Raw genomic sequence first — 12,473 nt, forward strand, 5'->3', positions numbered from 1 at the left:
CTATGGCTACGCCACGGAAGCTATTACGCAATCGCTTTAAGTTTTTTTGGCTCTACCGTACTTGTTATGCTAATTTAACAACTGGTTCGAGGGAACAGGGAACAGGGAACACACCGAACAGAGATTAAGAAGGAATATTCAGGCATTTTCTTCAATAACCAACATTATTTCCCTTATACGGTAAGCTTTTTCGGATTTTATCAAAACAATTTAGCATATTAGGTACTGAAGAACCGTTTTGTTATTCCTGCATAGTAGTAACTTTGTATTCCCCGGCCTTTTCCTGCTGGTCTGGTATGGGTGTAGTTTCTGGAACTACTGATGGCACGGCGGGAGTTGATTCATCTGTTGGCGTTACCTCTGGCTGTTCTGCTGCTGGAGGCTCAGATTTTGGGTTTTCTGGTTCTTCAAGGGGCGCTGGGACTATCTCAGGTTGTGTTTCTGATGCAGGTGGCTCAATAATCTCTGGTAGTGTCGGGGGTAAGCTGGGTGAGGGTTCGACAAGTTCCTGAGATTTTGGTGTTTCTGGTGGTTCTGCTTTTTCTGGTTCTACAGGTTCTTGTGATTCGGTTGTAGGTGTTTCTGGAAGTTGAGTTTGAGGAATGGGCTGTGGTGAGGGTATTTTGTCAATACCAGGAGTAGGTATAGGTTCAGTGACTGGTGTCTTAGCAGTGTAATTGGGGTCTACAATGCTCCGCGCCTCATCTGCTGACAATTCTCCTGTGACAATTCTCGAAAGTGTGTCTTTACCCTTGGGCTGGTAATTAATGAGTCTGGCTGTGGTATTAAAGGCATTTTTGAGAGGATTTCCTTGATTATCTAGAAATTCTAGTTTTACCCAGTTTTTACCAGGTTTGAAGCCTTTGAGGTAAATAGGTTGCCAGCGATCCAAAATGAAGCTTTCATTGTTAATTGTGCAACGGATGCGCCAATCGCTGATGGTATTGTTAGGTTGGTCCTCGGCCACAAGGTGCAGAGGAGCGTTAGTTAAGTAAAAGTCCAGTAAAATCGGTTCTGCTCCGTAAGTGCCTTGAGGACGGCTGTAGGTGAGGACGGGCAGAGTAGGATCAGGATTATTGTTGTCAGTTTTGGTGAAAATATGAAATGTGGTCTGGGCATAAGCACCTTCATTTTTAAAGCTTTCGTGCCAAGGCCGAGAAGCAAAGACGCGCAGGGTATGTGTACCTGGAGAGAGGTCTGCTAAAATTAGAGGTTGATTCGGGTCGTAAATGGGTATGTAAGGTTGATTATCCACAATTACATGTAGATGGGGACCTAGTTCTAATTGGGAATCTTTAAATATGGGTATGTCCTGGGTCTGAAAGCTGACTGTGAGTGTATTGTCTTGAATAACTTCGTCAGGTTGAGGAGTCAGTATTTTGACTTGGGGTCGATAATTTTCTAAGCTCGGGCGTAGTTCTTGGATAACCTGTGGTGGCGACACCTCGGAAAATTGTCGAGAAATCTGAGCCATTTTCTGGGGTGTATTTATTTGGCTCACAGGTACTTCTTGGCTACGGACTTTTTCAGTACAGCTAGTTAAACTGAACACCAATACTAAGGTAATCAGCCACTTAAAAATAGTAAATCTCAGGGAGGATATTTGATAGAAAACCTCTGTTTGCAATGATTTCATGCATTTTATCCTAGTGATGGTCGTCAGTAAGTGACTATGTTATTTTGGCTTAAATTGTGCATCGGATACCATAGCCCAAAAGATGATATTTTTACGGCACCAACTCATGTTTTCCGGAAACCTTCTCAGATAACTTGAAAATGGTTAGTATTTTTATATTTTTACTGTAGCAATTGAAACATAAAACAATATAATATCAACTCGTGGTACCACATGAATTGAGTTAAACCATAAATTTTACTAATTGTTACTCTTTGTAAATAAAATGGAAAATCCCTTGACTTTTCGCGCAAAACTATGAAGATACAAAGCTTATAAGACAATTGTTTGAGGGAGTTTGAATTATTGTTAAAATGTGTTTAACAATGCACCAGTAATGACTCTATAATTCAACAGAAACAAACTTCCACATAGAGTCTTCATCACTGCTCCAGGAATGTCTGTAGTTTGCGACTAGGTTAACTTTGTGGTAATTATGATTCCTCATTCCTTATCAAGAGAGGAGGTCGAATGACGATTAGTCCTCCGGAGCGAGAGGAAAAAAAGGCAAGAGTCATAGTCGATAAAGATCCGGTTCCTACCTCATTTGAAAAATGGGCAAAGCCAGGACACTTCGACAGATCCTTAGCCAAAGGACCCAAAACCACCACATGGATTTGGAACCTTCACGCCCTCGCCCATGACTTTGATACACATACAAGCGATCTAGAAGACATTTCCCGCAAGATATTCGCAGCCCACTTCGGCCATCTAGCCGTAGTAGCGATTTGGTTAAGCGGGATGTTATTCCACGGCGCTAAATTCTCGAATTACGAAGCTTGGTTAAGCGATCCATTAAATGTGAGTCCTAGCGCTCAAGTCGTTTGGCCAATTGTGGGACAAGACATTTTAAATGGTGATGTGGGCGGCGGATTCCGCGGTATTCAAATCACCTCAGGCTTGTTCCAAGTATGGCGCGGCTGGGGTATTACCAGCTCATTCCAGCTTTATGTAACAGCTATTGGCGGTTTGGTACTAGCAGGCTTGTTCTTATTTGCTGGTTGGTTCCATTACCACAAGCGTGCTCCCAAACTGGAATGGTTCCAGAATGTAGAGTCAATGCTGAATCATCACTTGGCAGTATTGCTAGGTTGTGGTTCCTTGGGATGGACAGGACACTTAATACATGTGTCAGCACCAGTAAACAAACTCTTGGATGCAGGTGTCGCTGCTAAAGATATACCCTTGCCCCATGAGTTCATTCTGAACAAAGACCTGTTGATAGATTTGTATCCCAGCTTTGCTAATGGGTTAACACCATTCTTCACCTTGAACTGGGGTGAGTATGCTGACTTCCTGACGTTCAAGGGCGGTCTAAACCCGGTGACAGGCGGCTTGTGGATGACAGATATTGCCCATCACCATTTGGCGATCGCAGTTCTGTTCATTATTGCTGGTCATATGTACCGTACCAACTGGGGTATAGGACACAGCATCAAAGAAATCCTGGAAAACCATAAAGGTCCATTCACAGGTGAAGGCCATAAAGGTCTGTACGAAAATCTGACCACATCTTGGCACGCTCAGTTAGCAACTAACCTTGCTTTCTTGGGTTCACTGACCATCATCATTGCTCACCACATGTACGCAATGCCCCCGTATCCGTACTTGGCAACGGACTACGCTACGCAGTTGTGTATATTTACCCACCATATGTGGATAGGTGGCTTCCTGATCGTCGGTGGTGCCGCTCACGCTGCTATTTTCATGGTGCGTGATTACGATCCCGTTGTGAACCAAAACAACGTGTTAGATCGGGTGATTCGTCACCGGGATGCTATTATCTCTCACCTGAACTGGGTGTGTATTTTCCTAGGCTTCCACAGCTTTGGACTGTACATCCACAACGATACAATGCGTGCCTTGGGTCGTCCTCAAGACATGTTCTCCGACTCGGCAATTCAGTTACAGCCAGTATTTGCTCAGTGGGTGCAAAACCTGCACACATTGGCCCCTGGTGGTACTGCTCCTAATGCCTTAGAACCAGTTAGCTATGCCTTTGGCGGCGGTATTCTGGCGGTAGGCGGTAAAGTGGCAATGATGCCCATTGCTTTGGGTACAGCGGACTTTTTAGTTCACCACATCCACGCCTTCACCATTCACGTCACCGTCCTGATTCTGCTCAAGGGTGTACTGTTTGCCCGTAGTTCTCGTCTGATTCCAGATAAGGCTAACTTGGGCTTCCGCTTCCCTTGCGACGGTCCAGGTCGTGGCGGTACCTGTCAAGTATCTGGTTGGGACCACGTGTTCCTCGGATTATTCTGGATGTATAACTCCCTATCGATTGTGATCTTCCACTTCAGCTGGAAAATGCAATCAGATGTCTGGGGTACAGTAGATGCAGCAGGTAATGTGTCTCACATTACTGGTGGTAACTTTGCCCAAAGTGCTATCACCATTAATGGCTGGCTACGTGATTTCTTGTGGGCACAAGCAACACAAGTAATCAACTCCTACGGCAGTGCTTTATCTGCTTATGGTCTACTATTCTTAGGCGCTCACTTTGTCTGGGCATTCAGCTTAATGTTCCTGTTCAGTGGTCGCGGCTACTGGCAAGAACTAATTGAGTCCATTGTTTGGGCACATAATAAACTGAAAGTAGCACCAGCAATTCAGCCTCGCGCCCTGAGCATCATTCAGGGTCGGGCTGTAGGTGTAGCTCACTACCTCTTAGGAGGAATTGTGACAACCTGGGCATTCTTCCACGCACACATCCTTTCAGTAGGGTAGTAATTCACTTAATGAGTGCTGGGGGCTGAGTGCTGGGGGCTGAGTAGTTAATTCAAGCTCAAAACCTAGTACTCAAAACTCAGAACTCTAAAAGCTGACACCTGATGGCTAAAGGTCAGAGGATTTATCAAACCTATGGCAACGAAATTTCCAAAATTTAGCCAGGATCTCGCACAGGACCCGACTACGCGTCGGATATGGTATGCGATCGCCACTGGAAACGACTTTGAAAGCCACGATGGCATGACGGAAGAAAATCTTTACCAAAAGATTTTCGCCACTCACTTCGGTCACTTGGCAATCATCTTTCTATGGGCTTCCAGCCTCCTGTTCCACGTAGCCTGGCAAGGTAACTTTGAACAGTGGATTAAAGATCCCCTTCATGTCCGTCCCATCGCCCATGCGATTTGGGACCCCCACTTTGGTGAACCTGCCATTGAAGCATTTACCCAAGGTGGCGCTAGCAATCCAGTAAACATCGCTTACTCTGGTGTTTACCACTGGTGGTATACCATCGGTATGCGGACGAACAGCGAACTGTACACCGGTTCCGTGTTCCTCCTCTTGTTGGCAGCATTATTCTTATTTGCTGGTTGGTTGCACTTACAACCCAAGTTCCGTCCTAGCCTGTCTTGGTTCAAGAGTGCTGAACCCCGTTTGAACCACCACTTAGCTGGTTTATTCGGCGTTAGCTCCTTGGCTTGGGCTGGTCACTTGATTCACGTTGCTATCCCCGAATCTCGCGGACAGCACGTAGGTTGGGATAACTTCTTAACCACCATGCCCCACCCAGCAGGTTTAACACCTTTCTTCACAGGTAACTGGGGTGTTTACGCTCAGAACCCTGACACTGCCAGCCATATTTTTGGTACATCTCAAGGTTCCGGTACAGCGATTCTGACTTTCTTGGGTGGCTTCCATCCTCAAACAGAATCCTTGTGGCTGACCGACATGGCTCACCACCACTTGGCGATCGCAGTTATCTTCATTGTTGCCGGTCATATGTACCGCACTAACTTTGGAATTGGTCACAGCATCAAAGAAATGCTCAATTCCAAATCCGGTTTAATCCCCGGTAGCAAGAGTGAAGGTCAATTCAACCTGCCTCACCAAGGTCTGTACGACACCATCAACAACTCACTGCACTTCCAGCTGTCCTTAGCTTTGGCAGCACTAGGAACCATCACTTCCTTGGTAGCGCAGCATATGTACTCCCTGCCTCCTTACGCTTTCATTGCTAAGGACTACACAACACAGGCAGCACTGTACACCCACCACCAGTATATTGCTGGCTTCTTGATGGTTGGTGCTTTCGCCCACGCCGCCATCTTCTGGGTACGTGACTACGACCCCGAACAAAACAAGGGCAACGTACTCGACCGGATTTTACAGCACAAAGAAGCGATTATCTCTCACCTCAGCTGGGTATCGCTATTCTTAGGCTTCCACACCCTCGGTCTGTATGTACACAACGACGTAGTAGTTGCTTTCGGTACTCCTGAAAAGCAAATCTTGATTGAGCCTGTGTTCGCCCAGTTCATTCAAGCTGCTCACGGTAAAGTACTGTATGGTTTAGATACTCTGTTATCTAACCCCGACAGCATCGCCTACACAGCTTATCCTAACAACGGCAACGTTTGGTTAGGCGGCTGGTTGGATGCCATCAACTCCGGCACTAACTCCCTATTCCTAACAATTGGCCCTGGCGACTTCTTGGTACACCACGCTTTCGCTTTGGCTATTCACACCACCACCCTAGTACTTGTTAAAGGTGCTTTGGATGCTCGTGGTTCTAAGCTGATGCCCGATAAAAAGGACTTCGGCTATGCCTTCCCTTGCGACGGTCCAGGCCGTGGCGGTACTTGCGACATCTCCGCTTGGGACTCCTTCTACCTAGCTATGTTCTGGATGTTAAATACCATTGGTTGGGTAACCTTCTACTGGCACTGGAAACATCTAGGTATTTGGCAAGGTAACGTTGCTCAGTTCAACGAAAACTCCACTTACTTAATGGGCTGGTTCCGTGACTACCTCTGGGCTAACTCCGCTCAGTTGATTAACGGATACAACCCCTACGGCGTGAATAACCTGTCTGTTTGGGCTTGGATGTTCCTGTTTGGTCACCTAGTTTGGGCAACCGGTTTCATGTTCCTCATCTCTTGGAGAGGTTACTGGCAAGAGTTGATTGAAACCCTTGTTTGGGCGCACGAGCGTACTCCTCTAGCTAACTTGGTTCGCTGGAAAGATAAGCCCGTTGCTCTCTCCATCGTTCAAGCTCGCTTGGTAGGTTTAGCTCACTTCACCGTTGGCTATGTTGTTACCTATGCAGCGTTCTTGATTGCCTCTACTGCTGGTAAGTTCGGTTAATTCCGCTACTAGTTTTATAGGTGAGTAATAAAAATCCCCTGCCGTCTGGTGGGGGATTTTTTGTAGAGCTTAATATCCTGCCAGGAGATGGAGATCCTACATCAGCGTATTCTTCAAAAGTTTGCTGCTGATACAACTAGATAAGGCAAAAGCGATCGCCATAAACATTGATAAACATTGATAGAAATATATATCCTAAAATTAAATTAGGTAAATCATCTGGAATATGGAAAAACTACAAACCTCATTTAAACAAAAAGAAATAGAGGAAACTTTCACCACACTTGTCAACCAGTGGCGTGAACAGAATCGGGGTGTATCATCAACCAATCAAATGTGTATGCACCTAGCCTATCAACAAATTATAGGAATGGGAGAGCCTGTAATACCGTTACTACTCAGAGAACTTGAAAAAAAATCTGGACGCTGGTTTTGGGCATTAAAATGTATTTCTAGACAAGATCCTGTACCTCCAGAGTACAGAGGAAAAACAAAATAAATGACTAGAGCATGGCTTGAGTGGGGAAAGCAAAGGGATTACATTTAGAAAGTGTAGAAAATATTCAGCATCAATACATTTATCTTATTTACAAACAAACCTAATTTATGAATAACTGGCAAGAACGCATTAGTATTAATCCTCAAGTGTGTCACGGTAAACCATGTATTAAAGACACACGTATCATGATATCAGTTATCCTTGATAACCTTGCTGATGGACTGACCTTTGAAGAAATAGTCAAAGATTATCCACCACTAACTTTAGAAGATGTCAAAGCGGCTATTGCTTATGCAGCACAACTAACTAGGGAAGAGGAACTGTTACCACTGCGATGACCAAAATGTTAGTGAAACTTGACGAGAACATGGCACAAAGTCACGTTGACTTTTTACACAAATCTGGTTATAGTGCTGACCGAGTTACAGATGAAGGATTATCTGGTGCAAAAGATGAAGTTGTTTGGCAACAAGTCTGTGCTGAGGAAAGATTTTTCATTACCCTTGATTTAGACTTTTCTGATGTTCGCCGTTTTCCACCAGGTACGCATCCTGGTATTTTATTATTGCGATCGCGTAATCGTAGCCGTCAAGCTGTCCTAGAAATTTTAACTCGCGTAGTCAATGAACAATCTTTAGTAGCTTTGAAGGGTTGTCTTGTGGTTGCAGATGAAATCCAGACAAGAATCCGTCGTCCGCTTCCAGAAACATAACATAAGTTTTTCAGCCACTAATTTAAAAATCCATTAACTCTCTAGATTCATAGAGACTTGTGTCAACTTTTCTAGCAACTTGTAAACTCCTGTACCAATTTTATTTTCTGGATAATCTGGATCATTGGGGTTACATTCACCAAGTATTTTTGCTCTGGTAATTGCTTCTGGGATATATTGCATTAGTTGTGCATAACATGGTTGCTTCTGAGCTTGGTGAATCCTATTCCATAATTTCTTACACATTCCTGGTCTTTTTTTAATATATTCTTTTTGAATTTCTTCTTTCAGGCTAGTATCTTTTGACTCTGCTGGAATAGCATCTAGTAAAGTTATTTCTAAATCAAAAAAGTGTAGTATTAACCAAATTTCAAAGCAGGGATTACTAATACATAACTTATATATAGGATTCTCACAACATTTTTGAGCCAATTCAGAAATAGTTAGTTTACGATTATCGTAGTCGTCAGTGTCTATTATCATCCATAATTCATCATATTCTTGAAGGTCGTAATTTTCCTTTAATTCTTCATAGAATTTAAGTAATGTTTTATATACATATTGAGGATCTGAGTTTCCAGCTTCTTGTTCTTTTCTATCTATAAACTCGACATGAATATTACTGAGACGAAAATCTTCTTCATATTTTATTGTTAAGGCATTAAAATATTGATATTCAGTTTTATCACCTTCCGCAGCTATTATATATAATTTCCATTTTTTATCTTCACCACATTTACTAGCAATATAACTGGATCTACCTTGATAATCTGTATTCCTTTCTCTTCCCATTTTATTACTCGTGACTCCATCCCAATGTTTTTAAGTCTTTAATAAAAGGTATTGCTCCAAATCTTCCATTAAGATATCCAGCAGCTAAATCGAGATTGTCAACGTCTGTATTAGCTAAAGAATAAAGTACAGATTGTCCATGCTTATCTTTTTCTACAAACCAAATCTCATCTTTTCTAAAAATATCTTTTATGTCTAGTAAATAAACTTCATGCGTCGTAGCAATTAACTGACTATTTAAACTTGTATTTTCAGGATTATTCAGAAAATAATTAAAAAGTTTCTTCATCAGTAAAGAATGTAGACTCCTTTCAATTTCATCTATTACATAAACAGCATTTCCCCGTGCTAAGTGCATTAGCATAGGGAATAAATCAATTAATCTTTGCGTTCCATCTGACTCTTCGGATATTTCAAATTCTACTTCCCTATTTTCTTTGTCAAACCTAACTGGTGATAAATTGAGAACTGTTAATTTGTCGGTTTCGTCTTTTGCTTTAGAGATAATACATTGTAATATAGGTATAAATATTGCATTATTTTCACCTTCTTCATAAGGAAACTCTTTCTTAATTTCATCTTTAATTTCTGAGGGTATTTCTTTATAGTGATCTAAATCAGTTGTTTTAGTAATAATCTTTTTAATTCCTAAATCTAAGGATTCTAAAAAGTTACTCAGAGAATCTTGTACTGTAAAAAAAGGTAGTGTAGGCCTAGAATTAGGAAAAACAATTTTTAAAACATCACTAAACCATTCAAATATATGTTTTAACTCTTTAATTTTTCTTTCTTGTGAATTAGTCAAAAACAGTAAGTTTTCTCTTGTACTCGTGGCTTCATAACGAATTCTATTTTTTTCATCTTCCGAAATATTCAAGAAAAATTCGTGTTTAAAATTATGAAAATTAATATCTTCCCCTTTTCTTTCATAAATTGGTGTTTCCATATTTACACCAATTTCAAATAACCATTCTTCATGAATTTTGTGTTTATCAACTAAAAAGCCATAAGCATACTGTTTATCATGAGTTTTAAACTCAAATTCAAATCTAGATGGTTTTGTATAACAGGATTTATCAAGTTTAAAATTATTAATATTGATATTTGTATTTTTTTCTACACCCTCAACAATAAAATTTCTAGCAAATTTCATAGCCTTAATTAAGTTAGATTTGCCAGAAGCATTAGCACCATAAATTATAGATGTTCTGAGTAATTTGATGGACTCCTGAGACTCACCTACAACTACATGATGACTATGATGGGTATCATCTGAAGCAATCATGTTAAAGTCTATCCTTTGGTTAAAGGATAAGAAGTTTTCTACTGTAAATCTGATTAACATAATTATTGAAGTATATAGTCAATTCCTTTTATAATACTTATAAAAAACTTCTAAAATTTAATGTTTTTATCAATGTTACTTCTTATTGTGGAGCAGGCATCTTAACTGGAATTGATATTAGGCGGGCAAGATGCCCACCCTACTGTTATTGAAAATGGTGTAAGATATCAGGGTTATTCTGGCATTAAAAACTTGGCGACAGTTTGCACATCCTTATCACCACGTCCAGAACAATTAAGGACAATTCGCGGACTACCACTCAGTTGAGGACAGAGGGTTTCCAAATAGGCGATCGCATGGGCGGTTTCCAAAGCGGGTATAATGCCCTCCAAGCGAGATAGACGCTGGAAAGCTGCCAAAGCCTCCCCATCGGTGACGCTGTAATATTCCGCTCGTCCCATATCCTTCAAATAACTATGTTCAGGTCCCACCCCCGGATAATCTAAACCTGCACTAATAGAGTGGGCCTCAATAATTTGTCCCTCTTCATCTTGCAACAGATAGCTCATTGCCCCGTGCAGTACACCAATCTGTCCTTTTGTCAAGGTAGCAGCGTGTTTTTGTGTATTCACACCTTCGCCGGCGGCTTCTACGCCAATTAAGCGAATAGAAGGCTCATTGACAAACTCGTGAAATAATCCCATAGCGTTGGAACCACCACCCACACAAGCAATGAGAATCTCTGGTAAACCCCCCCACTTTTCCACAGCTTGGGCGCGGGTTTCTTGACCAATCACAGCGTGAAAATCCCGAACCATCATCGGGTAAGGATGGGGTCCAGCTACCGAGCCTAAAATATAATGGGTTGTTTCCACATTGGTCACCCAATCGCGGATAGCCTCAGAAGTCGCATCCTTGAGGGTTCCCGTTCCCGCTTCCACCGGACGCACTTGGGCCCCCATCAAGCGCATTCTAAACACATTCAAGGCTTGGCGTTCCATATCATGAACGCCCATGTAAATCACACATTCCAGGCCAAACCGAGCGCAAACTGTAGCTGTAGCTACCCCATGCTGTCCTGCGCCGGTTTCCGCAATAATTCTTTGCTTACCCATGCGCTTGGCTAACAATACTTGACCCAGAGCATTATTAATTTTATGAGCGCCAGTGTGATTTAAATCTTCACGTTTTAAGTAAATTTGTGGACCTGTACCATCTGGGCGGGCATAATGAGCCGTGAGGCGTTCCGCAAAATACAACGGTGTAGCGCGTCCCACATAGTCTTTTAATAAATGTTGTAATTCCTCTTGAAAACTGGGGTGATGGCGGTATTGCTGATAAGCTAATTCTAATTCAGCTAAGGCCGGCATCAGTGTTTCCGGGACGTACTTACCGCCAAAGCGTCCAAAGCGTCCTTGGATATCGGGAACCTGAGCATTAAATTGGGAATTTGGAGAGAGGGGTGTGGTAGTCACGGAAAATTTTAGATCACAGGATGAATGTAATTATTTTAAAACGATTTCCCAATTCTCAGTCGTCTAGATCCTCGGAATCTTTTACCTACTGCTGGGAGGAAACTAGAAAAATGCAGTTGTGCGGTTAGCTTTCATCCCTTGGCGAAAGTTACCATAGTGATAGGGTAGCCAGAGTCAGAAAAGGTAACTGCGCTACTGTATATTAGCCAGATGAGATTTTTTTTCTGAATCACAAAATTTATGTCCTCTTCTAAATCTTCTGACAATCGCTTTGTCTACCGTGAATTTGGTGATGATCACTCTGCTGCTACACAAAGGGCGATTCCGGAATTACCACCCCAGCAACAAAACCTGAAGATACAGGCTTCCCGCAAGGGACGCAAGGGGAAAACTGTGACAGTGATTACTGGTTTTCAAACCAAACCCGAAGTTTTAGCTGGTTTAGTTAAGCAGTTGAAAACTCAATGCGGTACAGGTGGGACTGTCAAGGATAATGAAATTGAAATTCAGGGCGACCATAAACAGAAGATTTTAGAGATTATGACTACATTAGGTTACAAAGCCAAAATTAGCGGCGGCTGATGGGTGTGGTTTATTTTGTACATAGTGTTTAAATTACAAAGCAGGTGCTTCTAATCTGCTCAGGAGGTTATCATGGATTTAATTCGGATTTTGTGTGCTATTTTTCTTCCGCCTCTGGGAGTGTTTTTACAGGTGGGGTTTGGTCTACAATAATTTAATGAATTTATAGTCATTTATGTACATTTGTAGTATAATATTATTATGAATGTACGATTATTAAATGAATGAAACTATCTGATTATGCAAAAAAGGTAGGGATAAGTTATAGAACTGCGTGGCGTTGGTACAAATCCGGCGTAATCACAGGTTATCAACAACCTACAGGAACCATAATTATTAATCTACCTGAAACCAAC

The 12,473-nt window shown here is 42.0% G+C and carries 10 protein-coding genes and 1 pseudogene; 7 read left to right on the plus strand and 4 right to left on the minus strand.

All coding sequences use genetic code 11. From position 1 onward, the window contains the following. Positions 1 to 241 precede the first annotated feature (241 nt). Positions 242 to 1,636 (minus strand): hypothetical protein, encoded by a 1,395-nt coding sequence (locus PN457_RS01315; protein ID WP_271730801.1) that lies wholly within the window; start codon positions 1,634 to 1,636, stop codon positions 242 to 244. Positions 1,637 to 2,146: 510 nt separating this feature from the next. On the opposite strand from PN457_RS01315, the gene psaA reads away from it, so the two are divergent. The 5 genes from psaA (at position 2,147) to PN457_RS01340 (ending at position 7,983) form a co-directional block, all read left to right on the plus strand. Continuing rightward, positions 2,147 to 4,405 carry a photosystem I core protein PsaA gene (gene psaA, locus PN457_RS01320; RefSeq protein ID WP_271730802.1) on the plus strand — a complete coding sequence of 753 codons (2,259 nt, stop codon included), beginning with the start codon at positions 2,147 to 2,149 and terminating at the stop codon, positions 4,403 to 4,405. Between the two features lie 135 nt (positions 4,406 to 4,540). Continuing rightward, positions 4,541 to 6,772: a photosystem I core protein PsaB gene (psaB, locus tag PN457_RS01325; RefSeq protein ID WP_271730804.1), complete on the plus strand. Its 2,232-nt coding sequence runs from the start codon at positions 4,541 to 4,543 to the stop codon at positions 6,770 to 6,772. A 226-nt stretch (positions 6,773 to 6,998) separates the two neighbouring features. Next, positions 6,999 to 7,271, plus strand: coding sequence for a hypothetical protein (locus PN457_RS01330; protein ID WP_271730807.1), 273 nt, complete (start codon positions 6,999 to 7,001; stop codon positions 7,269 to 7,271). Positions 7,272 to 7,378: 107 nt separating this feature from the next. After that, positions 7,379 to 7,609, plus strand: a complete 231-nt coding sequence (locus PN457_RS01335; protein ID WP_271730808.1) for a DUF433 domain-containing protein — start codon at positions 7,379 to 7,381, stop codon at positions 7,607 to 7,609. After that, complete coding sequence (locus tag PN457_RS01340; RefSeq protein WP_271730809.1) at positions 7,606 to 7,983, plus strand: DUF5615 family PIN-like protein; 378 nt, start codon at positions 7,606 to 7,608, stop codon at positions 7,981 to 7,983. The genes PN457_RS01335 and PN457_RS01340 overlap by 4 nt, the downstream gene beginning before the upstream one ends. Before the next feature lie 33 nt (positions 7,984 to 8,016). On the opposite strand, the gene PN457_RS01345 is transcribed toward PN457_RS01340, so the two are convergent. The 3 genes from PN457_RS01345 to trpB form a co-directional block, all read right to left on the minus strand. Beyond that, positions 8,017 to 8,775, minus strand: coding sequence for an RloB family protein (locus PN457_RS01345; RefSeq protein WP_271730811.1), 759 nt, complete (start codon positions 8,773 to 8,775; stop codon positions 8,017 to 8,019). Between the two features lie 4 nt (positions 8,776 to 8,779). Continuing rightward, on the minus strand, positions 8,780 to 10,060 hold the full coding sequence (locus PN457_RS01350; protein WP_271730814.1) for an AAA family ATPase: 1,281 nt from the start codon (positions 10,058 to 10,060) through the stop codon (positions 8,780 to 8,782). A 233-nt stretch (positions 10,061 to 10,293) separates the two neighbouring features. Next, a complete protein-coding gene (gene trpB / locus PN457_RS01355; RefSeq protein ID WP_271730816.1) occupies positions 10,294 to 11,535 on the minus strand; it encodes a tryptophan synthase subunit beta in 1,242 nt (413 codons plus the stop codon). Positions 11,536 to 11,775: 240 nt separating this feature from the next. Here trpB and PN457_RS01360 point away from each other — a divergent pair, with 240 nt between their 5' ends. Beyond that, entirely contained in the window at positions 11,776 to 12,117 is a 342-nt protein-coding gene (locus tag PN457_RS01360; RefSeq protein WP_200988045.1) for a translation initiation factor, read from the plus strand. A gap of 72 nt (positions 12,118 to 12,189) precedes the next feature. Further along, positions 12,190 to 12,264: pseudogene (locus PN457_RS01365) on the plus strand (YqaE/Pmp3 family membrane protein); the annotation flags it as partial. Between the last annotated feature and the right edge of the window lie 209 nt (positions 12,265 to 12,473).

The organism is Anabaenopsis arnoldii (genome assembly GCF_028331025.1).
GTDB classification, from domain to species: Bacteria; Cyanobacteriota; Cyanobacteriia; order Cyanobacteriales; family Nostocaceae; genus Anabaenopsis; species Anabaenopsis arnoldii.